This is a genomic window from Streptomyces sp. NPDC001407 (genome assembly GCF_042895325.1).
In the GTDB taxonomy this organism is placed as follows: Bacteria; Actinomycetota; Actinomycetes; order Streptomycetales; family Streptomycetaceae; genus Streptomyces.
Genome location: NZ_JBIAWF010000007.1, coordinates 52,822 through 78,216, shown reverse-complemented (window position 1 = coordinate 78,216; position 25,395 = coordinate 52,822). Strand labels below are relative to the sequence as shown.

General features: G+C 72.7%; 20 protein-coding genes. 12 read left to right on the top strand and 8 right to left on the bottom strand.

What is annotated here, in order from left to right; all coding sequences use genetic code 11:
* Positions 1-99: 99 nt before the first annotated feature.
* The 3 genes from ACFY1P_RS12650 to ACFY1P_RS12640 are packed head-to-tail and all read left to right on the top strand — an operon-like array spanning position 100 to position 2,117.
* Entirely contained in the window at positions 100-423 is a 324-nt protein-coding gene (locus ACFY1P_RS12650; RefSeq protein WP_361527800.1) for a nuclear transport factor 2 family protein, read from the top strand.
* Entirely contained in the window at positions 420-998 is a 579-nt protein-coding gene (locus tag ACFY1P_RS12645) for a hypothetical protein (protein WP_390750614.1), read from the top strand. Before ACFY1P_RS12650 ends, ACFY1P_RS12645 begins: the two co-directional genes overlap by 4 nt.
* A gap of 60 nt (positions 999-1,058) precedes the next feature.
* Positions 1,059-2,117, top strand: a complete 1,059-nt coding sequence (locus tag ACFY1P_RS12640; RefSeq protein ID WP_361527804.1) for an enoyl-CoA hydratase/isomerase family protein — start codon at positions 1,059-1,061, stop codon at positions 2,115-2,117.
* A gap of 149 nt (positions 2,118-2,266) precedes the next feature.
* Here the strand turns inward: ACFY1P_RS12640 and meaB are convergent, their stop codons facing one another.
* From meaB to ACFY1P_RS12620, 4 genes are all read right to left on the bottom strand, one after another.
* Positions 2,267-3,253 (bottom strand): methylmalonyl Co-A mutase-associated GTPase MeaB, encoded by a 987-nt coding sequence (meaB, locus tag ACFY1P_RS12635; protein WP_361527806.1) that lies wholly within the window; start codon positions 3,251-3,253, stop codon positions 2,267-2,269.
* 4 nt (positions 3,254-3,257) lie between these two features.
* Complete coding sequence (gene scpA / locus ACFY1P_RS12630; protein WP_361527808.1) at positions 3,258-5,459, bottom strand: methylmalonyl-CoA mutase; 2,202 nt, start codon at positions 5,457-5,459, stop codon at positions 3,258-3,260.
* Positions 5,459-7,345 (bottom strand): methylmalonyl-CoA mutase small subunit, encoded by a 1,887-nt coding sequence (gene mutA, locus ACFY1P_RS12625; RefSeq protein ID WP_390750613.1) that lies wholly within the window; start codon positions 7,343-7,345, stop codon positions 5,459-5,461. The genes scpA and mutA overlap by 1 nt, the downstream gene beginning before the upstream one ends.
* Positions 7,346-7,450: 105 nt before the next feature.
* A complete protein-coding gene (locus ACFY1P_RS12620; RefSeq protein WP_390750612.1) occupies positions 7,451-9,553 on the bottom strand; it encodes a SpoIIE family protein phosphatase in 2,103 nt (700 codons plus the stop codon).
* Positions 9,554-9,621: 68 nt separating this feature from the next.
* Between ACFY1P_RS12620 and ACFY1P_RS12615 the strand changes: the two genes are divergently transcribed.
* Entirely contained in the window at positions 9,622-11,049 is a 1,428-nt protein-coding gene (locus ACFY1P_RS12615; RefSeq protein ID WP_390750611.1) for a lipase maturation factor family protein, read from the top strand.
* A 184-nt stretch (positions 11,050-11,233) separates the two neighbouring features.
* On the opposite strand, the gene ACFY1P_RS12610 is transcribed toward ACFY1P_RS12615, so the two are convergent.
* Positions 11,234-12,655, bottom strand: coding sequence for an NAD(P)/FAD-dependent oxidoreductase (locus tag ACFY1P_RS12610; protein WP_390750610.1), 1,422 nt, complete (start codon positions 12,653-12,655; stop codon positions 11,234-11,236).
* 130 nt (positions 12,656-12,785) lie between these two features.
* On the opposite strand from ACFY1P_RS12610, the gene ACFY1P_RS12605 reads away from it, so the two are divergent.
* Both ACFY1P_RS12605 and ligD (ACFY1P_RS12600) read left to right on the top strand, forming a co-directional pair.
* Positions 12,786-13,802 (top strand): PHP domain-containing protein, encoded by a 1,017-nt coding sequence (locus ACFY1P_RS12605; protein WP_390750685.1) that lies wholly within the window; start codon positions 12,786-12,788, stop codon positions 13,800-13,802.
* A gap of 57 nt (positions 13,803-13,859) precedes the next feature.
* Complete coding sequence (ligD, locus tag ACFY1P_RS12600; protein WP_361531468.1) at positions 13,860-14,813, top strand: non-homologous end-joining DNA ligase; 954 nt, start codon at positions 13,860-13,862, stop codon at positions 14,811-14,813.
* A 3-nt stretch (positions 14,814-14,816) separates the two neighbouring features.
* Here ligD (ACFY1P_RS12600) and ligD (ACFY1P_RS12595) read toward each other — a convergent pair whose 3' ends face one another.
* Complete coding sequence (ligD, locus tag ACFY1P_RS12595) at positions 14,817-15,719, bottom strand: non-homologous end-joining DNA ligase (RefSeq protein WP_390750609.1); 903 nt, start codon at positions 15,717-15,719, stop codon at positions 14,817-14,819.
* Positions 15,720-15,760: 41 nt separating this feature from the next.
* On the opposite strand from ligD (ACFY1P_RS12595), the gene ACFY1P_RS12590 reads away from it, so the two are divergent.
* Complete coding sequence (locus ACFY1P_RS12590; protein WP_361531474.1) at positions 15,761-16,762, top strand: Ku protein; 1,002 nt, start codon at positions 15,761-15,763, stop codon at positions 16,760-16,762.
* Between the two features lie 29 nt (positions 16,763-16,791).
* Here ACFY1P_RS12590 and ACFY1P_RS12585 read toward each other — a convergent pair whose 3' ends face one another.
* Positions 16,792-19,500, bottom strand: a complete 2,709-nt coding sequence (locus ACFY1P_RS12585; protein WP_390750608.1) for an ATP-binding protein — start codon at positions 19,498-19,500, stop codon at positions 16,792-16,794.
* A gap of 422 nt (positions 19,501-19,922) precedes the next feature.
* Here ACFY1P_RS12585 and ACFY1P_RS12580 point away from each other — a divergent pair, with 422 nt between their 5' ends.
* Genes ACFY1P_RS12580 through ACFY1P_RS12560 form a run of 5 tightly spaced genes read left to right on the top strand, consistent with a single transcriptional unit; the run spans position 19,923 to position 24,279 of the window.
* Positions 19,923-21,431, top strand: coding sequence for an ATP-binding protein (locus ACFY1P_RS12580; RefSeq protein WP_390750607.1), 1,509 nt, complete (start codon positions 19,923-19,925; stop codon positions 21,429-21,431).
* A gap of 50 nt (positions 21,432-21,481) precedes the next feature.
* Positions 21,482-21,868 carry a roadblock/LC7 domain-containing protein gene (locus ACFY1P_RS12575; RefSeq protein WP_390750684.1) on the top strand — a complete coding sequence of 129 codons (387 nt, stop codon included), beginning with the start codon at positions 21,482-21,484 and terminating at the stop codon, positions 21,866-21,868.
* Positions 21,865-22,230, top strand: a complete 366-nt coding sequence (locus tag ACFY1P_RS12570) for a DUF742 domain-containing protein (protein WP_361534176.1) — start codon at positions 21,865-21,867, stop codon at positions 22,228-22,230. The genes ACFY1P_RS12575 and ACFY1P_RS12570 overlap by 4 nt, the downstream gene beginning before the upstream one ends.
* Positions 22,211-22,849 carry an ATP/GTP-binding protein gene (locus ACFY1P_RS12565; protein WP_390750606.1) on the top strand — a complete coding sequence of 213 codons (639 nt, stop codon included), beginning with the start codon at positions 22,211-22,213 and terminating at the stop codon, positions 22,847-22,849. The genes ACFY1P_RS12570 and ACFY1P_RS12565 overlap by 20 nt, the downstream gene beginning before the upstream one ends.
* On the top strand, positions 22,846-24,279 hold the full coding sequence (locus ACFY1P_RS12560; RefSeq protein ID WP_361534170.1) for a cytochrome P450: 1,434 nt from the start codon (positions 22,846-22,848) through the stop codon (positions 24,277-24,279). The genes ACFY1P_RS12565 and ACFY1P_RS12560 overlap by 4 nt, the downstream gene beginning before the upstream one ends.
* On the opposite strand, the gene ACFY1P_RS12555 is transcribed toward ACFY1P_RS12560, so the two are convergent.
* A complete protein-coding gene (locus ACFY1P_RS12555) occupies positions 24,171-25,352 on the bottom strand; it encodes a hypothetical protein (protein WP_361534167.1) in 1,182 nt (393 codons plus the stop codon). The genes ACFY1P_RS12560 and ACFY1P_RS12555 overlap by 109 nt on opposite strands.
* Positions 25,353-25,395: the final 43 nt, after the last annotated feature.

The following is a 25,395-nucleotide window of genomic DNA, read 5'->3' as shown; positions in this document are numbered from 1 at the left end:
GACGGGTACGCGGACGGGGGAACACAACGGGCGCTCCAGGCCCGGCGGTGCTGTCCTGGACACGCCCACACATCAGGTGCACACGCGAGGAGCAGACCCGTGATCCCCACCGACGACCTCTCCGATCCTGCCGTACGCGCCCTGGTGAACGCCATCAACGCCAACGACGCCGCCGCCTTCCGGGCCGCGCTGGCCCCCGGGGCGACGATGTCCGACGACGGTTCGGACCGGGATCTCGCCCAGTGGGCGGACAAGGAGATCTTCTCCTCGCACGGGCACATGGACGTGGAGTCGGAGTCGGACGGCGGGCGCTCGCTCGTCGCCCGCTACAGCAACGACACCTGGGGTGCGATGCGCACACGGTGGCACTTCACGGTCGACGGCGGCGGCAAGGTCAGCCGCTTCGAGACCGGCCAGGCGTGACGCACGCTCGGCCCCGCGCGGCGCACGGGCGGGCCCGGCGCATGGGGCGGGGCGCCCTGGCCGCCGCGGGCACGCTGGCCGTCCTGACCGCCTGCGGGGGCAGCGGCGGCAAGTCGGCCGGGCACACGGTGTCCCCTTCGGGGGCGGCCTCCTCGGTGGGCGGCACCCGCGTGGTGGCGTTCGACGACACCTACGCGTACGAGGACGGGCTGAAGGTCAAGGTGACGAAGCCGACGGCGTTCAAGCCGAGCGTCACCTCGCTCGGCCACCGGCCGGAGAACTCCCCCATCACCTTCATGGTGACGCTCACCAACGGCACCGAGCAGACGTTCCAGGTGACCGGGGTGCTGGTCCGGGTCACGGCCGGGGAGAGCGCCGACCGGGCGGAGCAGATCTTCGACACCGCACGTGGCGTCGGCACCCCGCTCACCGGTCCCATGGCGCCCGGGAAGTCCGCCACGGCCACCTTCGCCTTCGACGTACCGCCCGCGGACACCGGCAGGGTGGACATCGAGGTCCGCCCGGACTTCGGCGAGAAGTACACCAGCGTCCACTGGGTCGGCCCGGTCCGCTGAGTCCGCGGACGTGACCGATCTCGCGTCCGCCGCCTGCCCTGGTCCTGCCAGAGTGGGACGATGACGAGCACTGACGACGACGCCGTACTCCTGCGCCGGGACGGCCGGGCGGGCCGCATCACCCTCAACCGCCCCCGTGCCATCAACGCCCTCACCCATGACATGGTGCGCCACGTCGACGCGGCACTCGCCGCCTGGGAGCGCGACGACGCGGTGGCCACCGTGGTGACGGACGGCGCCGGCGAGCGCGGGCTCTGCGCGGGCGGGGACATCCGCTTCATCCACGACGACGCCCGCGCCGGCGGCGGAGCGATGGCGACCCGGGCCTTCTGGCGGGACGAGTACCGGCTCAACGCCCGCATCGCCGCCTTCCCCAAGCCGTATGTCGCCCTCATGGACGGCCTGGTGATGGGCGGCGGGGTCGGCGTCTCGGCGCACGGCGGCGTACGGGTCGTCACCGAGCGCTCCGCGATCGCCATGCCGGAGACCGGCATCGGCTTCGCCCCCGACGTCGGCGGCACCTTCCTCCTCTCCCGGGCACCCGGCGAGCTGGGCACGCACCTGGCCCTGACCACCGCCCGGCTCGACGCGGGTGACGCCGTACGCGCCGGATTCGCCGACCACTTCGTGCCGGTGGCGCGGCTGGCGGACTTCGCCGCGGCCCTCGCGGACACCGACCCTGCCGAAGCGGTACGCGCCCACGCCGCGCCCGTCCCGGCCGGCGCGCTGGCCGCGCACCAGGAGTGGATCGACCACTGCTACGCCCCCGACTCCGTCGAGGAGATCCTCGCCCGGCTGCGGGATTCCGGGGTCCCCGAGGCGAAGGAGGCCGCCGAGGCGATCGGCTCGAAGTCGCCCACGGCACTGAAGGTCACGCTCGCCGCACTGCGCCGGGCCCGGCGGCTGGCGACGCTGGACGAGGTGCTGGACCAGGAGTACCGGGTGTCGTGCGCGTCGCTGTCCGATCCGGACCTGGTGGAGGGGATCCGGGCGCAGGTGGTGGACAAGGACCGCCGGCCGCGGTGGCACCCGGCGACGCTGGCGGAGGTCTCCGACGCGATGGTGGCACGGCACTTCGACTCTCTGGGCACGGACGAGTTGGGCCTGGCCCGGCGTTAGGGTGCGCCTGCTGGGGCGGGGCGTGAGCCCCGCGCCCCCGTAAGGGGCGCGGGGAACCGCGCGACCGGCCACACGCGACCCGCGGGCGCGTACCGGTCCCACGAGGCAACCCAGTGGGCGCGAGGGCCCGGGGGCGGAGCCCTCGGCGGTCACCCTTGCCGGAACGCGCCAAGCAGACGTTCCGCCGCCGTGCTCGCCGGAAGCGTGCCGTCGCGGACCGCGGCCTCCAGCGAGGGGGCCAGCCGCCGCACGTCGGCGTGGGAGCGCAGCTCCGTCAGGAGCTGTTCGCGGACCATCGTCCAGACCCAGTCCACCTGTTGGTCGCGGCGCCGCGCGGCCAGCGCGCCCGTCGCGTCGAGCACCCGCCGGTGCTGCTCCAGCCGTTCCCAGAGCGTGTCGAGGCCGGTGCCCTCGCGCGCGCTGCACGTGAGGACGGGCGGGTTCCAGGCGGCGTCGGGTGCCCGCAACAGCCGCAGCGCACCGGCGAGTTCGCGCGCCGCGGACTTCGCGTCGCGCTCGTGCGGGCCGTCCGCCTTGTTGACGGCGATGACGTCGGCGAGTTCGAGTACGCCCTTCTTGATGCCCTGGAGCTGGTCGCCGGTGCGGGCGAGGGTGAGCATGAGGAAGGTGTCGACCATGTCGGCAACAGCCGTCTCCGACTGGCCGACGCCGACGGTCTCGACGAGCACCACGTCGTACCCCGCGGCCTCCATCACCACGATGGTCTCGCGGGTCGCGCGGGCCACGCCGCCGAGGGTCCCGGCGGTGGGCGAGGGCCGGACGAAGGCGGCGGGGTCGACGGCGAGCCGCTCCATGCGGGTCTTGTCGCCGAGGATGCTGCCGCCGGTCCGGCTGGAGGAGGGGTCGACGGCGAGCACGGCGACCTTGTGGCCGAGCCCGGTCAGCATGGTGCCGAGGGCGTCGATGAAGGTCGACTTGCCGACTCCGGGCACACCGGTGATGCCGATGCGCCGGGCCGTGCCCGCGTGGGGCAGCAGCTCGGTCAGCATCCGCTGGGCGGCCTCCCGGTGATCGGCCCGGGTCGACTCCACGAGCGTGATGGCGCGGGCGACGGTCGCCCGCCTGCCGTCGAGCACACCCTTGACGTACGCGTCCACATCGATGCTGCGTGCCATGGGCTCACAGCTCGTGGCCGAGGACCCCGGCGAGGGTCTTCAGCAGGTCGTGGGCGGCGTCGGGGATGACGGTGCCGGGCGGGAAGACCGCGGCGGCGCCCATCTCCCGCAGCGGCTCGACGTCCTGCGGCGGGATGACGCCACCGACGACGATCATGATGTCCTCGCGGCCCTGCTCGGCCAGTTGCTCGCGGAGTGCGGGTACGAGCGTGAGGTGGCCCGCGGCGAGCGAGGAGACGCCGACGATGTGCACGTCGGCCTCCACCGCCTGCCGGGCGACCTCCTCGGGCGTCTGGAAGAGCGGGCCGACGTCGACGTCGAAGCCGAGGTCGGCGAAGGCGGTGGCGATGACCTTCTGGCCACGGTCGTGGCCGTCCTGGCCCATCTTGGCCACCAGGATGCGCGGCCGGCGGCCGTCCTCCCGCTCGAACGCCTCGACCAGCGCGCGGGTGCGCTCGACCCCGGACGACTGTCCTGCCTCTTCGCGGTACACACCGGAGATCGTACGGATCTGCCCGGCGTGCCGTCCGTAGACCTTCTCCAGGGCGTCGGAGATCTCGCCGACGGTCGCCTTGGCACGGGCGGCGTTCACGGCGAGGGCCAGCAGATTGCCCTCCAGGCCCGCGCCGGGGGCGGAGCCCGCCGCCGCGGTCAGGGCGCGCAGGGCGTCCTGGCAGGCGGCCTCGTCGCGCTCGGCGCGCAGCCGCCGCAGCTTCTCGATCTGCTGGGCGCGCACGGAGGAGTTGTCGACCTTGAGGACGTCGATCTGCTCGTCGGTCTCGACGCGGTATTTGTTGACGCCGATCACGGGCTGCCGGCCGGAGTCGATGCGGGCCTGGGTGCGGGCGGCGGCCTCCTCGACGCGCAGCTTGGGGATGCCCGCGTCGATGGCCTGGGCCATGCCGCCCGCGGCCTCGACCTCCTCGATGTGCTGCCAGGCGCGGCGCGCGAGGTCGTGGGTGAGCTTCTCGACGTACGCGCTGCCGCCCCAGGGGTCGATGACCCGGCAGGTGCCGGACTCCTGCTGGAGGAGGAGCTGGGTGTTGCGGGCGATGCGGGCGGAGAAGTCGGTGGGCAGGGCCAGCGCCTCGTCGAGGGCGTTGGTGTGCAGGGACTGGGTGTGCCCCTGGGTGGCCGCCATGGCCTCGACGCAGGTCCGCGCGACGTTGTTGAAGACGTCCTGCGCGGTCAGCGACCAGCCGGAGGTCTGCGAATGGGTGCGCAGCGACAGCGACTTGGCGTTCTGCGGTTCGAAGCGCTTGACGAGCTTGGCCCACAGCAGCCGGGCCGCGCGGAGCTTGGCGATCTCCATGAAGAAGTTCATGCCGATCGCCCAGAAGAAGGACAGGCGCGGTGCGAAGGCGTCGACGTCGAGTCCGGCGTCGATGCCCGCCTTCAGATACTCCACGCCGTCGGCGAGGGTGTAGGCGAGTTCGAGGTCGGCCGTCGCCCCGGCTTCCTGGATGTGGTAGCCGGAGATGGAGATGGAGTTGTAGCGCGGCATCTTCAGCGAGGTGTAGGAGAAGATGTCGGAGATGATCCGCATGGAGGGCCGGGGCGGATAGATGTAGGTGTTGCGGACCATGAACTCCTTGAGGATGTCGTTCTGGATGGTCCCGGCCAGCTTCTCGGGCGGCACGCCCTGTTCCTCGGCGGCGACGATGTAGAGGGCGAGCACGGGCAGCACCGCGCCGTTCATCGTCATCGACACGCTCATCCGGTCCAGCGGGATGCCGTCGAAGAGCTGCCGCATGTCGTAGATGGAGTCGATGGCGACGCCCGCCATGCCGACGTCGCCGGTCACGCGCGGGTGGTCGCTGTCGTAGCCGCGGTGGGTGGGCAGGTCGAAGGCGACGGAGAGGCCCTTCTGGCCGGCCGCCAGGTTGCGGCGGTAGAAGGCGTTGGACTCCTCGGCGGTGGAGAAGCCGGCGTACTGGCGGATCGTCCACGGCTGGTTGACGTACATCGTGGGGTACGGGCCGCGGAGGTACGGCGCGATGCCGGGGTAGGTGCCCAGGAAGTCCAGTCCGCGCAGGTCGTCGGCGGTGTAGAGCGGCTTGACGCCGATGCCCTCGGGGGTCTCCCAGACGAGGTCCTCGGGGCTGTGGCCGGTGCTCTCCTTGAGGGCGGCCCGCCAGGGTCCGGGGTCGGCGGGGGCGCGGTCGGCCGGGCCCAGGTCGATGCCGGTGAAGTCGGGGATGGGCATCACGCCACTCCCATGCGGTCGAGGACGGAGGTGAGGACGGTGACGGCGTCGCCGCCCGCGAAGACGAACTCGTCGACTCCGGCCCGTCGGTAGGTTTCCTGCTGTGCGGCGTCCGGGCGTCCGGCGAGGAACACCCGTTCCGCTCCCGCCTCCTTGAGGGCGGTGGCGACGGCTTCGGCCTGTTCGGCGTAGAGCTTGTCGCTGGAGCAGAGGCAGGCCACGCTAGCGCCGCTGCGGGCGAAGGCCCCGGCGGCGGTGTCCGGGCCGACGGCCACGGGGTCGTGGACGGGCTCGATGCCGCCCGCCTGGAAGAGGTTGGCGGCGAACGCCGCCCGCCCGGTGTGCGCGGCGGCGGGTCCCAGGGCGGCGAGGAAGACGCGGGGCCGGGTGCCGGTCGCGGTCAGGTGGGCGTCGGAGCGGGCCCGCAGCGCTTCGTAGGCCTCGTCCCGGCGGACCGTGGGCAGGCCGCCGCCGGGGGTGGCGGGCGCGGGGTCCCGGGGCACCGGGGGCTCGCCGAGGTTCGGGAACTCGCTGACGCCGGTGATGGGTTCGCGCCGGGTGGCGAGGTCCTCGGTCCGCTGCCGCCAGGTGTCGGCGAGGCGTTCGGCGATCAGGCCGGAGCGCAGTGCCGCGGCCTGGCCGCCGGCCCGCTCGATCTCCTGGAACCAGGCCCAGGCGGCGTGGGCGAGTTCGTCGGTGAGCCGTTCCACGTACCAGGAGCCGCCCGCGGGGTCGATGACCCGGGCCAGGTGCGACTCCTCCAGGAGGATGGAGGAGGTGTTGCGGGCGATGCGGCGGGCGAAGGCGTCGGGCAGGCCGAGGGCGGCGTCGAAGGGCAGGACGGTGACGGCGTCCGCGCCGCCCACTCCGGCGCCTAGGCAGGCGATGGTGGTGCGCAGCATGTTCACCCACGGGTCGCGGCGGGTCATCATGACCGACGAGGTGACGGCGTGCTGGCGCTGCGCGGCGCCGGTGGTGGTGGCTCCGCTGACCTCGGCGACGCGGGCCCACAGGCGGCGGGCGGCGCGGAGCTTGGCGATGGTGAGGAACTGGTCGGCGGTGGCCGCGTAGCGGAACTCCAGCTGGGCGCAGGCCTGGTCGACGCCGAGCCCGCGGTCGGTGAGGGCGCGGAGGTAGGCGACGCCGGTGGCGAGGGAGGCGCCCAGTTCCTGGGCGGCCGAGCCCCCCGCGTCGTGGTAGGGCAGGGCGTCGACGGTGAGGGCGCGGAGGCCGGGGCGGTCGCGCAGGCAGCGGGCGGCGAGGTCGGCGGCCGTCGCGAGCGCTCCGGCCGGGTCGGCGTCGGTGCCGGTGCGGGCGAGGGCGCCGAGCGGGTCGGCGCCGAGGTTGCCGGTGGCCGTCTGCTGGACGCCGTGCTCGTCGTGCAGGCGCAGCAGTTCACCGGCGGCCGCTGCCACATCGGGTCCGGCGTCGAGGACGACGGGGGCCAGGTCGAGGTAGACGCCTTCGAGGGCGGTGGCGATGCCGCTGACGGGCGTGCCGTGGGCGCCGACGGTCAGCCAGAGGGAGGTGACCCCGTTCTCCAGGTCGGCGAGCACGGCCTCGTTGGCGCGCCGGGGGTCGGGGTGGGCGTGGCGCTGGCGGACGTCCCAGCCGGACACGGCCGTTCCCTCCGTACGTCCGCCTCGGACGAACGGGTGGAAACCGGGGTAGCCGGGCGCGGGGGGCGCGTCCTCCGCGGTGTAGAGAGGGCGGGTCGCGAGCCCGTCCTGGAGCGGGGTGGTCAGCGCGCCTTCGGCGGCCGAGCCGGATGCATCCGATGTGCCCGCTTTGCGCAGCACGCCCTCCACGAGGCGCTGCCATTGCTCGCGGGTGGAGTCCGGGAACTCGGCGGCCAGGGAGAAGCCTTCGTCTGGCAGGACCGTCATGGGGGAAGGCTAGGGGAGCACCCGCGTCCGGCAGCAGCCCATACGGCTGTGACCTTGACCTCTTCGCTTCCGCTGAGCGCCCGGCGGGTTGACCGTCCGGCGCGCTCAGCCGGCCTCCGCCTCCCGCTCCTCCTTCCCTTCCGGCAGGACGAATTCGCACCAGACGCTCTTGCCGGTGCCCCGCGACTCCACGCCCCAGACGTCCGCGAGCCGGTCGACCAGCAGCAGGCCGCGCCCCGACACGCCCGACTCCCCCGGCTCGCGCCGCCTCGGCAGGGCGCTGGACTTGTCCTCGACCTCGACCCGCACCCGGCGCTCGGGTCCCGAGATCATGCGGATGGTGACCACGGCGGGGCCGTCGGTGTGGAGCAGGGCGTTGGTGACCAACTCGTCGGCGACCAGCTCGATCTCGTCGGAGCGCTCCCGGGCGCCCCAGGACCGCACGGCCGCGCGGATCATGTGCCGGGCGGCCTGGAGCGCCTCGGGGTCGGCGGGGGCGATGTGCTGCTGGAGGCGGCTGCCGCCGCGGGCGGTGGCGCCGTGGCGGCGCAGCAGGAGGACGGCCGTGTCGTCCTCGCCCATGCGTTCCTCGACGACGTCGCAGAGGCGGTCGGCGAGCTCGTGGAGGTCGTAGGAGCCCTCGCGGACGGTGTCGGCGAGCAGCCGCATGCCTTCGTCGAGGTCGGAGCCGGGCTGTTCGACGAGGCCGTCGGTGAAGAGCAACAGGGTCTCGCCGGGGTCGAGTTCGACGGTCGTGACGGGGTAGTCGAGGCGGCCGAACTCGGCGGAGAGGCCGAGCGGCAGCCCGCCGGCGACGGGCAGTCTGCGGCAGGTGCCGTCGTTGTGCCGCAGCAGCGGGTCGATGTGGCCGGCGCGGACGATCTGGACGAGTCCGGTGGAGAGGTCGGCCTCGGCGTAGGCGCAGGTGGCGAAGCGGTCGGTGTCGAGTTCGTGGAGGAAGGTGGAGGCGCGGGCCATGACGGTGGCGGGTGCGTGGCCCTCGGAGGCGTACGCGCGCAGGACGATGCGCAGCTGGCCCATGACGGCGGCGGCGTGGGTGTCGTGGCCCTGGACGTCGCCGATGACGGCACCGACCCGGCCGCCGGGCAGCGGGACGGCGTCGTACCAGTCGCCGCCGATGTCCCGGCCCATCCGGGCGGAGCGGTAGCGCACGGCGATCTGCGCGCCGGGGACGTCGGGGATGCGCCGGGGCAGCATGGACTGCTGGAGTCCCTCGGCGAGGTCGTGCTCCTGGTCGAAGAGCATGGCGCGGGCCAGGCTCTGGGCGAGGCTGCTGCCGAGGGCGATGAAGAGGTTGCGTTCCTGGCGGGTGAAGCCGCGTCCTTCGCGGTAGAGGAGGCCGAGGGCGCCGATGGGGCGGGCCTGGGCGATCAGCGGGAGGTAGGCGGCGGAGCAGATGCCGATGTCCTCGATGTTCTCCCAGAGCCAGGGGTAGGACCGGGCGAACTCCTCGGGGGATTCGATGAAGCGGGGCGAGAGGGTGCGGATGACCTCGCTCATGGGGAAGTTGTCGTCGATCCGGGTGTAGCGGGTGCCGGGGATGTAGTGCTCCTCGGGCCCTTCGGCGACCATGTGGATGCGTCCGGACTCCAGCAGGCCGAGGACGAGGAGGTCGGCGCCGAGGTGCCGCACGGCGCGCGAGTCCTTGAAGAAGTCGATGACGTCCTGGACGGTGCGCGCGTGCGCGAGGGCGGCGGTGGTGGTCTCGACGACGCTGGTCTGGTCGCGGTGCTCCTGCTGCGGCTCGCGCGGGTCGGCGGCGTGCCGCAGCTCCTCGGTGGCGTCGCGGATGATCCCGATGATGCGGCGGGGGCGGCCGTCGCCGTCGCGCAGGATCCGGCCCTGGCTGTAGGTCCAGCGCAGGGTGCCGTCGTCGGCGCGTACGCGGTAGTATGTGCCGTAGGTCTCGCTGCCGTCCTTCATGGCGCGGGCGACGAGGCCGTCGAGCCTGGCGGCGTCGGCCCTGGGGAGGTGGCCGCCGAGGTCGGAGACCCGGCCGTCGAATTCCTCCGGGGGGACGTTGAGGAGGTCCAGCGCCACGGCGTCCAGGTGCAGCCGGCTGCTGTCGAGGTCCCAGTCGAAGCTGCCGACGCGGTTGAGGGCAAGGCCGACTTCCGGGCGAGCGGGCCATTCGTCCGGTAGCGAAGCGTCCGGGACGGCCGCAGGCGACGCTCCCCGATCAACCATAGGGCTACTCTGACACCTTTTGCCTGTTTCTTCGATGTGACTGTGCGCTTCGGTGGTACGCATACGCCATGGAGTGGTTCACGGCGTCGGGGTACTGGCTGAGCAGGCTGGTCCTCCAGCGGGCGCTCGCCGCGGTCTATCTGGTCGCCTTCCTGGCGGCCCTCCTCCAGTTCCGCGCGCTCATCGGCGAGCGGGGCATGCTGCCGGTGCCGCACTTCACCCGGAGAGTGCCCTTCCGGCGCTCGCCCGGGGTCTTCCACCTCCACTACTCGGACCGTTTCTTCGCCGGGTGGACGGCGGTGGGCGCGCTGCTGTCGGCGACGGTCGTGGCGGGCGGCGCGGACGCGGTGCCGCTGTGGGCGTCGATGCTGATGTGGGCGGCGCTGTGGGCGATGTATCTGTCCGTCGTCAACGTGGGCCAGACCTGGTACGGATTCGGGTGGGAGTCGCTGCTGCTGGAAGCGGGGTTCCTGGCGGTCTTCCTCGGCAACGCGCGCACGGACCCGCCGGTGCTGGTGCTGTGGCTGATGCGCTGGCTGCTCTTCCGCGTCGAGTTCGGCGCGGGGCTGATCAAGATGCGCGGGGACAGCTGCTGGCGGGATCTGACGTGCCTCTACTACCACCACGAGACGCAGCCGATGCCGGGCCCGCTGAGCTGGTACTTCCACCGCCTGCCCCGCCCGCTGCACCGGGTGGAGACCGCCGCCAACCACGTGGCCCAGCTCGTCGTCCCGCTCGCCCTCTTCACCCCGCAGCCCGTCGCGAGCGTCGCGGCCGGCGTGATCATCTGCACCCAGCTCTGGCTGGTGATCTCCGGCAACTTCGCCTGGCTCAACTGGCTGACGATCGTGCTGGCCTTCTCCGCGGTCGACGGCGGGGCCCTGGCGGACCTCCTCTCCCTCCCCCGGCACACCCCGCTCGCCGGGCCGCCGCTCTGGTTCGAGGTGCTGGTCCTCGCCGCGGCGGCCATGGTGGCGGTGCTGAGCTGGTGGCCGGCCCGCAACATGCTCTCGCACCACCAGCGGATGAACATGTCCTTCAACGCGCTGCACCTGGTCAACACCTACGGAGCCTTCGGCAGCATCAACCGCCGCCGCCACGAGGTGGTCGTCGAGGGCACCGACGAGGAGCGGGTCACCCGGGCCACGGTGTGGCGGGAGTACGGCTTCAAGGGCAAGCCCGGCGATCCCCGGCGGCTGCCGCGCCAGTTCGCGCCGTACCACCTGCGGCTCGACTGGATGATGTGGTTCGCCGGGATCTCGCCCGCGTACGCCGAGCCCTGGTTCGGCCCCTTCGTGGAACGCCTGCTGGTCAACGACCCGGACACGCTGCGCCTGCTGCGGCACAACCCCTTCCCCGGCGCCCCACCCACGCATGTGCGGGCCCGGGTCTACCTCTACCGCTTCACCACATGGCGGGAGCGGCGGGAGACCGGCGCCTGGTGGCACCGGAGCCTCGAGCACGAATTCCTGCCACCGGTGGCCCTCCGCCGCTGACGCCCCGCCTTTCCGCGCACCTGGTGCCTCACCACCGCTGGGAGGCGACCCCAACAGGCGGGGGCGCGCACCCGCGTCAGCCGAAATCCAGCCCGTCCGGCGCTTGAGGACGCTCCCGCAGGGAGCTCCCGCCGCAGGCGGCGAACAGCCCACAGCCGAAGATCCGCCGGACACCACCGACCGCTCACCGCGGAGCCAAGCCGCACAGCTCCAGCTCGGCCGGGGTGATCGAGGGCCCGTCCTGCGCCCGGCGGCCCGGCCCGCGGGCCACACCGAGCGCCACCGACGGCCGGACCAGGTGCGTCATGGGCGCGGAGAGCGTCATGACGTCCATCAGCGCCCGCAGCACCAGCGGGTCGCCGGTCGCCGCCCACATCATGCGCTGGAAGTAGCCCCGTAGCAGCCGGGCCGCCGCGGGCGGCCTCTTGCCGATCGCGCCGGGGTAGTTGATGTCCTCCCCGGTGGCCAGGTCCCAGGCACCGCCCGTCACCCGGGCCACCGACCGCTGGATCCCCCGGGCCAGGCCCGGGGAGTCGACGCCCGCCTCCCGCAGGGCGTCCCGCAGCACGGTGGCGCTCTGGGCGGCCACGGACATGCCCTGCCCGTAGACCGGGTTGAACGTGGCGACGGCGTCGCCCAGCGCGACGAAGCCCTCGGGCCACGAGGGGAGGTTCTCGAAGAAGCGGCGCCGGTTGACGGTGCTGCGGGTGACGTGGATGCCCGTGAGGGGCTCGGCCCGGTCGATCAGATCGGCGATGAGCGGGTCGCGCAGGCCACGGGTGAAGGGCTCGAAGTCCTCGGCGGCGCGCGAGGGTTCACCGCCGCGCGTGCCGGAGACGGTGACCAGCCAGCGGCCGCCCTCGACGGGCAGCATGGTCGCGCCCTGGCCGGGCCGCCGCGAGCGGGGGTCGGGCTGCACGCTCACCACGGGGAAGCTCTCGGTGCCCGGCGGCGCCCGGAAGATCCGGGTGGCATAGACCAGGCCCGAGTCGACGGTCTCCTCGTGGACGACCGGCAGCCCGAGGTCCGTCAGCCGGCGCGCTGCCTGGGAGCCCCGGCCCGAGGCGTCGACGACCAGGTCCGCACCGAGCTCCCGCGAAGCGTGCTCCTCGGTGGCACGGACCCGCACACCCGTGACCCGGCCGGGGTCGCCCAGCAGCGCCAGCGCCTCCGTACCGTCCATCAGGACGACACCGGGCAGGGCCAGCACCTGCTCGCGGACCACCAGGTCCAGCAGGTCACGGGTGCAGCACAGGAAGAACTGCGTGCCGGGCAGCCGCGGGAACCACCCCTGGGGGCCCAGCACCACCAGCCCCGCCGTCAGCGGCATCCGCCGGGCGCCCGCCCGCAGCCACCGCTCCAGTGTGCCGGGCAGCAGCGCGTCGACGGCCCGCGCCCCACCGGACATCAGCAGGTGGGCGTGGCGGGCCTGCGGCAGCCCCTTCCGCGGGCGGGCGCCGTCGGGCATCCGGTCACGGTCGACGATCACCACCTCGTCGACGTGGCGGGCGAGGACGGACGCGGCCAGCATTCCGGCCATGCCCGCGCCGAGGACCACCGCCCGGCGGCCGGGGCGAGTGGCACTGCTGTTGTGGGAGGCACTCATGCCGGAACCCTCCCCGGGCGGGCCGGGCGTTACTCACGGACTCACCCGCCGGGACACGGGAGTGCGCGAGGCCGCACGATCCCGCACCGTGGGGACTGGAGGCGGCCGACGAGGCGAGGCGGTGGCAGTCATGGACCCGGTGGAGGCCCTGGACCGGATCGCGTTCCTGCTGGAGCGCGCGCAGGCGCCCACCTACCGCGTGAAGGCGTTCCGTACGGCCTCCGAAGTGATCGAGTCGCTGGCCGCGGACGAGGTGAGCCGACGGGCGGAGACCGGCTCCCTGACCGAGAAGAAGGGCATCGGCCCGAAGACGGCCGCCGTGGTGGCCGAGGCGCTGAGCGGTGCCGTCCCCGGCTATCTGGCCCGGCTGGAGGAGGAGGCCGCCGAACCGCTGGCCGAGGGCGGGGAGAGCCTGCGCGCCCTGCTGCGGGGCGACTGCCACCTGCACTCGGACTGGTCGGACGGCGGCAGCCCGATCGAGGCCATGGCCCGCGCCGCGCGCTCGCTCGGGCACGAGTGGGCCGTCCTCACCGACCACTCCCCCCGTCTGACCATCGCCCGCGGGCTGTCACCCGAGCGGCTGCGCGCCCAGCTCCGCGTCGTGGCCGAGGTCAACGAGCGACTCGCCGCGGACGGCGGCGGCTTCCGGCTGCTCACGGGGATCGAGTGCGACATCCTCGACGACGGCTCGCTCGACCAGGAGCCGGGGCTGCTGGACGAGCTCGACGTGGTGGTCGCCTCCGTCCACTCCAAGCTGCGCATGGACGCCGGCAGCATGACCCGCCGGATGGTCGCGGCCGTCGCCAATCCCCTCGTGGACGTCCTGGGCCACTGCACCGGACGGCTGCTCGGCCACCGCCCGGAATCGGACTTCGACGCGGCGATGGTCTTCGCCGCCTGCGCCCGCTTCGACACGGCCGTGGAGATCAACAGCCGCCCGGAGCGGCTGGATCCACCGCGCCGGCTCATCCGGCAGGCCGTCGACGCAGGCGTGCTGTTCTCCATCGACACCGACGCGCACGCCCCGGGCCAGCTGGACTGGCAGGCGTACGGGTGCGCGCGGGCGGTGGAGTGCGGCGTACCGGCGGAGCGGGTGGTGACGACGTGGCCCCTGGAGGAGTTGCTGGCCTGGACCGGGGCCCGGTGATCCACCCCGGTCCCGGCCGAGCTGCGCCCGCACCCGTTGACCACGATCATCGAAGACATGGGCGCCCCCATCCCCACGATCCAGCCGATGCTCGCCACCTCCGCCCCGCTGCCGGCCGAGGGCGAGGACGCCGAGTGGGGCTTCGAGGTCAAGTGGGACGGCGTGCGGTGTGTCGTCGAGGCGCCCGGCGACGGGAGCCTGCGGCTGGTCACGCGGGCGGGCAACGACGCGACCGTCACCTATCCCGAGCTGCGCGCGCTCGGCGAGCGGTTCCGGCGCCGGGCCGCGGTCCTCGACGGCGAGGTGGTGGTCCTGGGCGCCCAGGGGCAGCCGGACTTCGGGCTGTTGCAGCGCCGGATGGGCGTGCTGAACCCGCGCCGCGCGGCACAGCTGGCCATGGAGTACCCCGTCCATCTGATGCTGTTCGACGTCATGTTCCTCAACGGCCGGCCGCTGCTGGCCACCCCCTATCGCGACCGCCGGGCCGCCCTCGCGGCGCTGGGCCTGGGCGGGCCGCACTGCTCGGTGCCCGCCCACATGGAGGGGCACGGGCGAAGAGCGTGGCAGGCCACGCTGAAGGCGGGCTACGAGGGCGTCGTCGCCAAACGGCTGGCCTCCCCCTACACCCCGGGCATCCGCTCACCCGAATGGCGCAAGACCAAGCACGTGAACACCGTCGACGTGATCATCGGCGGCTGGACGGAGGGCCGCGGCATGCTCACCGGCATGCCCGGCGCCGTCCTGGTCGGGCTGGCCGAGCCGGCCGGCCTGCGCTGCGTCGGCTCCGTGGGCTCCGGCCTGTCCGAGCGGGAGCGGCGGGAGCTCGCCCGCTATCTGGAGGTGCTCGCGCGCCCCGACCCGCCCTTCGCGGGCCCGGTGGGCGTGCCGGCCGCGCACTGGGTCGAGCCCAAGCTCGTCGCCGAGATCACGTTCTCCGGCTGGACCCCCGCGGGCCACCTGCGGCACCCCGTCTGGCACCGGCTGCGCCCGGACCTGACCCGGCTGGGGTGAACGTCACGGCAGCGCGGCGCGCGTGGCGTCGCCGGTGAGCGGGGCCAGCAGGTCCCCGTAGTCGGCGACGCGGTCGAGGACCTGCTCGGGGGTGAAGGCGAGTTCACCCGGATCGCGGCAGGCCGCGACCTCGTCCCAGGTGACCGGGGCGGCCACACCGGGCCGGTCGCGCAGCCGGACGGTGTAGGGCGCGGCGGTGGTCTTGGCGCTCGCGTTCTGCGACCAGTCGATGAGCACCTTGCCTCGGCGCTCCACGCGGGCCATGGAGACCACCACGAGACCGGGGTGCTCGCCCATCATGCGGGCGGCCAGCTCCTTGGCATAGGCCGAGACGGTGCGTCCGGGCGTGGGGTGCAGCGGGGCGTAGAGGTGCAGGCCCTTGGAGCCGGAGACGACGGCGTGGGCGGTGAGCCCGTCGTCGTCGAGGAACTGGCGCAGCCGCTGGGCGACGCGGCAGCACACGACGAGGTCGGTGCCCGGCCCGGGATCGAGGTCGAGGACGAGGCGGTCGTGCGCGCCGGGCCCGGCGGCGGCCGTCCACTGGGGGACGTGGAACTCGTACGCCCCGAGGTTGGCCATGGCGATCAGGGCAGCGGTGGAGTCGACGACGACCTGCTCGGTGACTCCCTCGCGGTGTTCCACCGGGACCAGGGGCACCCAGCCGGGCGCGCCGCCGGGCGGGTTCTTGGCGATCCAGGACTGGCCCTGCGGCCCCTCGGGGGCGCGCACGAAGGAGGCCGGGCGGCCGGCGGTGTGGGGCACCATCACCGCGGCGACCTTGGCGTAGTAGTGCAGCACCTGGGCCTTGGTGTGTCCCGTGGCGGGGAAGAGGACGCGGTCGAGGTGGGTGAGGGAGAGCCGGTGCCCCTCGATCTCCACCGCCTGCCTCTCCGAAGATGCGGGCATAAGGTAGGAATTCCCCTCGGAGGGAAAAAACTATGCGAACCATGTGGAAGGGTGCAATCGGCTTCGGGCTGGTCTCGGTGCCCGTACGGCTCTACGCCGCCGTCCAGGAGCACGGCGTCAAGCTGCACCAGGTCCACGACGCCGACGGCGGGCGGATCCACCTGAAGCGGGTCTGCGACGCCTGCGGCGAGCAGGTCGACTACGAGCACATCGCCAAGGGCTTCGAGGACGACGAGGGGCACACCGCCGTCGTCACCCAGGAGGAGCTGGCGGGGTTGCCGCTGCCCAGCAAGAAGCTCATCGACGTGCTGGCGTTCGTCGACTCCGGCCGGATCGACCCGCTCCAGCTGGCGAGCTCCTACTACCTGGCGCCGGAGAGCGCCGCGGCGAACAAGCCGTACGTCCTGCTGCGCGAGACCCTCAAGCAGACCGACCGGGTCGCCGTGACCAAGATCGCGCTGCGCACCCGGGAGTCGCTGGCGCTGCTGCGGGTCCACGGCGAGCTGCTGACCCTCCACACGATGTACTGGCCCGACGAGATCCGCGACAACGCGGGCCTGGCCCCGCCCGGCTCGGTGACCGTGCGGCCGCAGGAGCTGAAGATGGCCACGAGTCTGATGGACACGCTGTCCGAGGACTTCGACCTGGACGAGCTGGAGGACGAGTACGAGGTCGCGCTGGGCGAGCTCATCTCGGCCCACCTCTCCGACAAGCCCGCGCCCTCCAGGAAGGAAACGGCTCCGGCACCGGACAATGTCATCGACCTGATGGCGGCTCTGCAGGCGTCCATCGACACGGCCGCGAAGAAGCCCGCGGAGGAGTCCGGGAAGGCCGGGCCCGCCCGGAAGACGACTCGGGCCCCGGCGAAGAAGCCGGGCGCGGAGAAGGGGGCGTCCGCCAAGAAGGCGGCACCCTCGGCGGCTTCTTCCCGGGCCAGGAAGACCACGGCGAAGAGCACCGCCAAGAGCACCGCCTCGGCGAGCTCCACCGGCAAGGGAACGAAGAAGGCCGCGGCGAAGAAGTCGAGCCGCCGCGCCTCCTGACCCGCTCCCCCGCCGGGCTCACCCCGTGGTCATCGGCAGCGCGACTCGACCTCCCCGGTGGCGACGGCCAGTTCGGTCTCGGCGCGGACCGTCTCGACCAGGCCGTCGGCGCCGCACTTCTCGGCCAGGTTCAGGCCCTCGCGGAAGCGCTCGGCGGCCTCCTCCGCGCGGCCCGCCTTGCTCAGCGCCACGCCGTGGTCGACCAGCGCCGCCGCGAACTCGTACATGCAGGGCGACCTGCGCAGGTGGGTCACCGCCTGGTCGAGCTTCACCAGCGCCTCGGCCGGCTCGCACAGCGCTGCCGCGCGGCGCAGCGCCTCGCCGACGGCGGTGTCGGTGCCGAACCGGGCGGCGTGCCGCACCGCTTGGTCGACGAGCGACCGGGCGCGCCGGGGGTCCTCGGGCGCGATCGCCTCGGCCAGGTCGAAGGCCCACGGCGCCCAGAGGGTGTTGTGCCTGCCGCGGTCCTCCAGCCTGCGGCCCGCGGCCTCCAGCTCGGCGATGGCCTCCTTGGTCCGCCCCCGGGCGAGCAGGAGCCGGCCCGCCAGGCAGGCGGCGTCCGGGATGACGATCGCCGGTGAGTAGGGTGCGCGGAATCCGTTCTCCTCGGCGACGACCTGTGCGGCCTCGACCTGGCCCCGGGCCAGCAGGGTGTCGATCAGCAGACAGGTGCCGTCCCACTGGATGGGCAGGTTGGGGCCGAGACGGCTGGCCAGCCTGAGGCCGTTGCGGATCAGCTTCTCGGCCTCGATCAGCTCACCGCGGCGCCGGTGGGCCAGGCCGAGGAAGTGGTGGGCGAACGCGAGGTGGGCGCCGCGCCAGCCGGAGAGCTCGAAGTCGTGCACGGCCTCGCTGAAGAGCTCCTCCGCCTGGTCGAGCCGGTCGGCGAAGGCATAGGCGATGCCGATCATGCTGGGGAGCTCGAAGCCCCACTGGCCGTTCGTCCAGTCCAGGCCCTTGGGCAGCCGTCCGTCCACCATGACGCGGTCGAGGAGTTCGACGACGTGGACGGCGTCCTCACCGCGGATCATGCCGTCGAAGGCACGGAGCACGAGCAGCGCGCGCTCGGAGTTGTCCCGGCCGGGCAGGTGGTCGGCGAGCTCGGCGATCCGGCGGGCCCGGCTGTGGGAGTCCCTCTCCTCGACCTGGATGCCCTGCCACAGAAAGTGCGCCGCCTGGAGCCGCATCCTGCCGGGCCCCGGCGGGGTGTGCTCGGCCTGGACGGCGACCACGTCCGCCGCTTCCTGGAGCTGGTTGTTGTGGGCGTACGCCTGGGAGAGCCGGAAGGTGGCGTCGACCCGCAGCTCGTCGGTGAGGTGCGGCAGGGCGAGCGCCGTCCGGAGGTGGTTGACGGTGGTGGGCGGCGACGTCAGCAGGGTGGCGCAGCCCAGTTCGTAGAGCAGCGAGGCCCGCTCCTCCTCGGGCGGCGGCTCGTTCAGCGCGCGCTCCAGACAGCGGCGGGCCGCGTCGGGGGCGCCGACGGCGAGGTGTTCGCGGGCCGCCACCCGCAGCTGTGCGACCAGCTCGGCGTCGTCGTCCGGGTGGACCTCCAGCAGGTGGCGGGAGGCAGCGGCCGCGCCGTGCCCGGCGTCGGTGACCGCCCAGGCGGCCTGACCGTGCATGGCCGTGCGGGTGGCCGCCGGGATCGCCCGGTAGAAGGCGGTGGCGATCAGCGGGTGGACGAACTCCAGGCGGTCGGAGCCGTTGAGGATACGGGCCTTGCGCAGCTTGTCCGCGCAGTCGTCGGCCTGCGCGGGGCCCATGGCCGCGAGGTTCGCGGCCATGGTCGGCGAGATCTCGGTGCCGAGGACGGCGGCGGCGAACGCGAACCGCAGCACCGGGGCGCCGAGCTGCTCGACGGAGGACACCAGACCGCTGCCCCGGGTCTCCGCGCCGAGGTCGCGCAGGAGGGAGGCGGATTCCTCGATCGGTTTCAGTTCGCGGTCGCGGGACTTGGCGATCAGCTCGACGGCCTCGTAGGGATTGCCGCCGGTGACCGCCCAGATCTCGCGGCAGAACGGAGCGTCGGCCTTGTCCCCGTAGGAACCGTGCACCAGCCGGGCGACGGCGTCGGGCGTCAGGGCCCGCAGCTCGACCGGCCGGGAGGTGCGACCATGCACCAGTTCGCGGAACGCCGGTGTGTGCTCGGGCAGTTCGGCCGGGCGGTAGGCGAGGACCGCGAGCATCGGGATCTCGGACAGCCGCGCGGCGAAGGCGGTGAGCCAGGACAGCGACTCGGCGTCGGCCCAGTGGGCGTCGTCGATGACGAGCACCACCGGCCCGTGGATGCTGGCGAGTTGGGTGATGAGCCAGTCGAGTCCGTCGCGGACGCCCTGGGGGTCCTGCGGTCCGATCGGCGGGGCGATGCCGAGCGCCGGGCCCGCGATGTCGTACCAGCCGCTGAGCAGCTCCTTGCGCGCCGCCGACGACATCCCGGCGAGCAGCGGCTGGACCAGCTGCCGCACGACGTTGAACGGGACGGCCTGCGCGGACTCGCTGCCGCGGGCGAAGAGCACGGTGCATCCGCAGCTCTCCGTGGCGTACCGCCGGATCTCGGTCAGCAAGGCCGTTTTGCCGAGGCCCGCTTCGCCGCTGTAGAGCAGCAGGCCACCGAGCCGGGTCCTCCCTTCTTCGACGTGCCCGCACAAGCGGTGCACGGCCTGCACCGCGGTCTTGAGCTCGAGCTCACGCTCGAACAGGGCGGCGGATGCGTTCTGTTCACGCTGAGGCCCTGACATGGCGTTGTCTCCCCGGAGGATGTGGTGGGGCGAGCCTAACCCCGTCCGCTCGACCAGGGGCAGCGTTCGGCAGAGGCACCACTCGGGAGCGTGACCTTCAGGCCGGAGCCGGAACCGGCCTGAACGCGATGTCCGAAACTCGTCGAACCTTTATGCAGGTAATTCGGAAGCGCTTTCGGAATTTACCCCGCGGGGCATTATGAAGGCTTTCGAATTCCCTCGTCAGTCCAATCAGCGAATATGACAACTTCACGCCGGAGCGGCGTGCGACAGGCTACGCTCCAGACGCGCAACGGGTCGTGACGACCACGGCACGCTGCGGACAAGTGCTGTGCTGCCGCCGTTCCCACAGGCCTTCCCACAGGTCATAGGAGAACGCTGCGCTCCGGCACCCACGCCTTCCGAAAGTTCCGAGGATCTCGATGGTTGGTACCGGTTCGTCTGTTCAACGGCGTCCCGTCTCCGCTCTGATATGGCTGATCTCCCCATTGGTGCTGGCGGTATGCACGGGAGCGGCGGTTTTCGCCGTGACGCCGGAAGCCCGCGCGCCGGTGGCCTGGTGCGGATCCGTCGCCACGGTGGCGGTGGCGCTGGCCGCCTCGGAGGCCGCCCGGCGGGGACGGGTGATCGCCGCGCTGCGCCGCCGGTGCTCCGAGCAGGAGGCGGGGCTCCGCCACCAGCTCGACGAACACGAGGCGGAGACCCGGCGGTTGGCCAAGGAGCTGCTGCCCAAGGCGATCCACCTGCTCCAGCGGGGGGAGCCGACGGAGGTCGTCCTGCGCCACACCCTCCCCTTCCACGACCTGGAGCCGGGGTACGCGTCCGCGCACCGCTCGGTGCTGAAGTCCGTGATCGAAGCGGTGCAGGCGGAGGAGGGGCTGCGTGACTCCGCGCAGCGCGCCTTCGTCAACATCGCCCGCCGGGTGCAGGCCATCGTCCACCAACAGGCCTATGACATCAGGGAGATGGAGCACAAGCACGGCAACGACCCGGATGTCTTCGGCGATCTGCTCCACCTGGACCACGGCAACGCCCTGACCGGCAGGCTCGCGGACAGCATCGCGGTGCTGGGCGGCTCCCGCCCCGGCCGCCAGTGGAAGAACGAGATCCCCCTCTACAACGTGCTGCGCGGCGCCATGTCGCGGATCCTGGAGTACCGGCGGGTCGACCTGCACTCGGTGGCGGACGTCGCCGTGGTCGGGGCCGCCGTCGAGCCCGTGATCCACGCGCTGGCCGAGCTGCTGGACAACGCTACCCGCTACTCACCCCCGCAGACCCGGGTGCACCTCACCGCCGTCGACATCCAGTCCGGCATCGCGGTGGAGATCGAGGACGCCGGCGTCGGCCTGACCGACGAGGCCCGGCGCCGGACCGACCGGGTGCTCAACCGCGAGGGCGCCCTGGACCTGGACGACCTCGGCGAGGCGCCGCGGCTGGGCCTGGCGGTGGTCAGCAGGCTCGCCCGCGACTACAACTTCCTGGTGTCGCTGCGGCCCTCCGCCTATGGCGGGGTGCGCGCGGTGCTGGTCATCCCCATGGACCTGATCACCGCGAGCAAGCACCCCGGAGGCGACATCGCGCGCGCCCCCAAGCTTCCTCCCTTCAAGTCCAAGCGGCGGCCCGGCCAGAAGATCCCCGCGCCCGGACCCGAGGCGCCGCCGCCGATGATGGAGCACCTCGTGCCCCCGCCGCTCGGCGACAGCGGGCTGCCCCAGCGCCGTCGGCGCCGCGGCCCCGCGCCGCTCCCCTTCGGCCGGGCGGCGGCCGCCCAGCGGGAACGGGAGCGGGAGCGGGCCGAGACCGCGCGGCCGGTCCGGCACGCCGATCCGGAGGAACCCCCCAAGCAGCCCGGCATGTGGCTGGGCGCCTTCACCAGAGGACTCAACGGGGAGACCCCGGAGCCGGACGCCGGCCGGCCGGCCGAACAGTGACACCCCGTCAGACAAGGAAGAGTAGCCAAGTGACGCAGCCGCGGTTCAACATGGACTGGATGCTCAAGGACCTGGCAACCAGTGTTCCGCAGACCCGCCACGTGATCGTGCTGTCCTCGGACGGCCTGCGCATGGCTCAGCACGGCACGGATCCGGATGCCGCGGACCGCCTCGCCGCCGCCTGTGCCGGTCTGCAGAGCCTCTCGACGGCCATCGCCGCGGAATTCCCGCACGGGGACGGGCAGATGCGCCTCGTCGTCATCGAGGTCGACGGCGGGTTCTTCTATCTGATGGCCGCCGGGGCCGGCGCCTTCCTGGCGGTGCTGGCCGACGACGACGTCGACGCCGAACTGATGGGCATGCGGATGCGGGACCTGGTGGCCCGCATCGGCTCGCACCTCACCAGCCCGCCGCGGGTGAGCGGATCCATGACATGAGCGGCGCCGGACCCGACCCCGCGACGGCGCCAGGCAGTCCGGACCGGCTGTACATCCTCACTGGCGGTCAGACCCGCGCGGAGAAGAAGGCGGAGCTCGATCTGGTGACGCTGATCGTGTCCCGGACGGAGACCGACCCCGGGCTCCAGCCCGAGCACGCCGCCATTGTCAGGATGTGCGACTACCCCCTGTCGGTCGCCGAGATATCGGCCTATCTGGAGCTGCCCGTCAGCACGCTGACGCTGCTGCTCACGGAGCTGCTGACCGGCAGCCAGGTGGAGGCCCGGCCGCCGGTGCCGGCGGCCGCGCTGCCCGACGTCCAACTTCTGGAGGCGGTGATGAATGGACTGCAAAGGCTCTGACGCCCGCGGCTCCGACACCCACGCGGGGCCACGCAGCGAGGACGTCCTGCCGGCCTCGGCCACCGCGGCCGTCAAGGTCGTCATCGTCGGCGGGTTCGGGGTCGGCAAGACGACCCTGGTGGGGGCGGTCAGCGAGATCCGGCCGCTGACCACCGAGGAGACGATGACCCAGGCCGGGGTCGGCGTCGACGACCTCGCCGGCATCGAGCACAAGACCGAGACCACCGTGGCCATGGACTTCGGCCGGATCAGCATCAACGAGCAGCTGGTGCTGTATCTCTTCGGCACCCCCGGCCAGGAGCGCTTCTGGTTCCTGTGGAACGGCCTCTTCGAGGGCGCGCTCGGCGCGGTGGTGCTGCTCGACACCCGGCGACTGGAGGTCAGTTATGACGTGATCGGCCGGCTGGAGGAGCGCGGCGTGCCGTTCGTCGTCGGCGTCAACCGCTTCCCCGAGGCACCCACCTATCCCATGGCCCAGCTGCGGGCCGCGATGGACCTCGACGAGTCCGTCCCCATGGTCGAGTGCGACGCCCGGGACCGGGCCTCCTGCCGCGACACCCTGCTCACCCTCATGCGCTATCTCTACACCCTCACGACCGTCTCCCCGGAGCCCCAGTGAACCTCCCCCCAGAACACTCCCGCGCCGACGCTGCCGTCGCGCCTCCCCCCCAGTGCCCGGCGGCCCACGGCCCGGGCGGCGTCACGCGGCTCTACGGGCCTGAGGCCGAGAACAACCCCATGGGGCTGTACGAGCGGCTCCGCAAGGAGCACGGCCAGGTGGCACCCGTCCTGCTGCACGGCGACCTCCCCGCCTGGCTGGTCCTCGGCTACCGCGAGAACCTGGACGTCGCCCGCACCCCCTCGCGGTTCTCCCGTGATTCCCGGCTCTGGCGGGAGGCACAGGAGGGACGGCTGACGCCCGAGCACCCGCTGGCGCCGATCGCCACCTGGCAGCCGATCTGTGTCTTCGCCGACGGCCAGCAGCACGAGCGCTGGCGCGGCGCGGTCAACGACAGCATCGCGCGCTTCGACAAGCGCGGGATCCGGCGGTACGTCACCCGCTTCTCCAACGAGCTGGTGGACCGGTTCTGCCGGTCGGGCCGCACGGACCTGGTGCACCAGTTCGCCGAGCAGCTGCCGATGATGGCGATGACGCAGCTGCTGGGCATGCCGGAGGCGTACAGCCCGCAACTGGTCAATGCCGCCCGGGACATGATCAAGGGGACCGAGACGGCGGTCGCCAGCAACGAGTTCGTGCTGGAGACGCTCCGCAAGCTCGTGGCCCGCAAGCACGTGGAGCCGGGGGCCGACTTCACCAGCTGGCTGCTGGAACACCCGGCGGGGCTGACGGACGACGAGGTGATGCAGCACCTGCGGCTGGTGCTGATCGCGGCGTACGAGACGACGGCGAACCTCATCGCCAACACGCTGAAGATGGTGCTCACCGACGTCCGCTTCCGGGCCTCGCTCGCGGGCGGCCACATGACACTGCCGGACGCGGTGGAGCAGGTGCTGTGGGACGAGCCGCCGTTCATCACCATCCTCGGCCGCTGGGCGACGCAGGACACCGAGCTGGCCGGGCAGCCCATCAAGCAGGGTGACGCCCTGGTGCTGGGGCTGGCCGCCGCCAACATGGACACGGTGGTCCGCCCCGATCCCGACACCCCCATCCACGGCAACCGCTCGCACCTGGCCTTCAGCGGGGGCCAGCACGAGTGTCCGGGCCAGGACGTGGGCCGGGCGATCGCGGACACGGGCATCGACGCCCTGCTCCTGCGGCTGCCCGACCTCACGCTCGCGGTGGAGGAGTCCGAGCTGCGGTACTCCTCGGCGCTGATGTCCCGTCATCTGATGGAACTGCCCGTCAAGTTCACGCCCCGCGCGCCGGCCCCGCCGGAGGACACCCAGGAACCCGGTCCGGTGGAGCCGGACCGGGTCGCTCAGCCGGTGCAGCCGGTGGCCACGCCCGCTCCCCCGGCCCAGGCCCCGGCGTCACGGGGCTCGTGGTCGTGGTGGCGGTCGCTGCGCAGCTGGCTGCGGCGCGGGTAGGGGCCGGTCTCCAGCTGGTCCCACCACCAGGCGATGGAGGGGATGGGCAGCGGTGCCAGGCTGTCGTCCGAGGGTGCGGACTTCCACCACTGAGTGACGGCCGCGCCGTAGGGGTCGGCGTAGCGGGCGCACTCCGAGGCCCAGTCGAGGTGGCCCCGGACGAAGTGCCCCAGGGCCACCAGGTAGCAGCGCAGCTCGACTCCGGCCCGTGGCCAGAGCTGATCGCGTAAGCGCAGGAAGAGGATCATGACACGGTCCCGCATCGCCATGGCCTCTTCCTGGACGCGGGCCGGCTCGCGGTCCCGCTCCTGGGCGAGGACGTCGATCAGGTTGAGGTTGTCACCGGCCCGCTGGATCTCCTTGTTCCGTGAGTAGAAGTCGTTGTCCCAGGCCACGAGGGTCCAGGTCATCTCGGTGAGGGCCCGGACCTCGGGCCGGTCGAGATCGTGGTCGTGGAGGTCGTAGCCGCCGGCGACGTCCATGAGGGCCGTGGACGGGGCCATGCCGATGGCGCGCATCCACATCGCGGCGTAGTCGTTGAGGGACGGCAGCGCCCGGTCCCGACGGCAGGCCGCCTCCCACACCAGACCGGACAGATAGGTGCGCATGCCTTCGGTCCAGCGCCGTAGTTGGCGGGGCGTCGCGTGCCCGGCCAGCTCCGTGCGGATGGCGCGAAGTGCCGCCGCGTGGGGGGTGTCGTCCGGCCACTGCGGCGTGGGCGCCTCCAGGACCCGCATGAGGCGCGAGGTCACATGGGCCAGACCGTGAGCCGTCGCGCCCGCCTCGTCGCAGACCCCGTCGTCGAGGGAGAAGAGCACCGAGTGCAGCTTCGCGACCACGCCCAGCGGGCCGGCCTGGCCGTAGGGCATGGTCCTGGCGGTGAGGCCGCCGAAGTCGCACCGGACGAGACGCTGCCGTTGATGGGGCGAGGTGTCGAGCTCCCGCTCGAGCATCCAGTCCACCGAGGCGGCGTCGATCTCCCGGACGCGGGGGTGCACGGCGGGCGGTATCGGGCAGTAGAAGGGCATGCTCTCCAAGGGCTGTACTGCGATGCGGTCTCGCACACCTGTCACGCCGCCTCCCCATGCCGACCCACAGCGTTCCTGTCCACTTTTG

Bases quoted from the DNA above. Each gene is read 5' to 3' on its own strand.
- meaB (WP_361527806.1), bottom strand. From the start codon at position 3,253: ATGGCACGCAGCATCGATGTGGACGCGTACGTCAAGGGTGTGCTCGAC.
- ACFY1P_RS12580 (WP_390750607.1), top strand. From the start codon at position 19,923: ATGGTTGGTACCGGTTCGTCTGTTCAACGGCGTCCCGTCTCCGCTCTG.
- ACFY1P_RS12605 (WP_390750685.1), top strand. From the start codon at position 12,786: ATGGACCCGGTGGAGGCCCTGGACCGGATCGCGTTCCTGCTGGAGCGC.
- ligD (WP_361531468.1), top strand. From the start codon at position 13,860: ATGGGCGCCCCCATCCCCACGATCCAGCCGATGCTCGCCACCTCCGCC.
- ACFY1P_RS12620 (WP_390750612.1), bottom strand. From the start codon at position 9,553: ATGGTTGATCGGGGAGCGTCGCCTGCGGCCGTCCCGGACGCTTCGCTA.
- scpA (WP_361527808.1), bottom strand. From the start codon at position 5,459: ATGCCCATCCCCGACTTCACCGGCATCGACCTGGGCCCGGCCGACCGC.
- ACFY1P_RS12615 (WP_390750611.1), top strand. From the start codon at position 9,622: ATGGAGTGGTTCACGGCGTCGGGGTACTGGCTGAGCAGGCTGGTCCTC.
- ACFY1P_RS12565 (WP_390750606.1), top strand. From the start codon at position 22,211: ATGGACTGCAAAGGCTCTGACGCCCGCGGCTCCGACACCCACGCGGGG.
- ACFY1P_RS12590 (WP_361531474.1), top strand. From the start codon at position 15,761: ATGTGGAAGGGTGCAATCGGCTTCGGGCTGGTCTCGGTGCCCGTACGG.
- mutA (WP_390750613.1), bottom strand. From the start codon at position 7,345: ATGACGGTCCTGCCAGACGAAGGCTTCTCCCTGGCCGCCGAGTTCCCG.
- ACFY1P_RS12575 (WP_390750684.1), top strand. From the start codon at position 21,482: ATGGACTGGATGCTCAAGGACCTGGCAACCAGTGTTCCGCAGACCCGC.
- ACFY1P_RS12570 (WP_361534176.1), top strand. From the start codon at position 21,865: ATGAGCGGCGCCGGACCCGACCCCGCGACGGCGCCAGGCAGTCCGGAC.
- ACFY1P_RS12585 (WP_390750608.1), bottom strand. From the start codon at position 19,500: ATGTCAGGGCCTCAGCGTGAACAGAACGCATCCGCCGCCCTGTTCGAG.
- ACFY1P_RS12610 (WP_390750610.1), bottom strand. From the start codon at position 12,655: ATGAGTGCCTCCCACAACAGCAGTGCCACTCGCCCCGGCCGCCGGGCG.
- ACFY1P_RS12640 (WP_361527804.1), top strand. From the start codon at position 1,059: ATGACGAGCACTGACGACGACGCCGTACTCCTGCGCCGGGACGGCCGG.
- ligD (WP_390750609.1), bottom strand. From the start codon at position 15,719: ATGCCCGCATCTTCGGAGAGGCAGGCGGTGGAGATCGAGGGGCACCGG.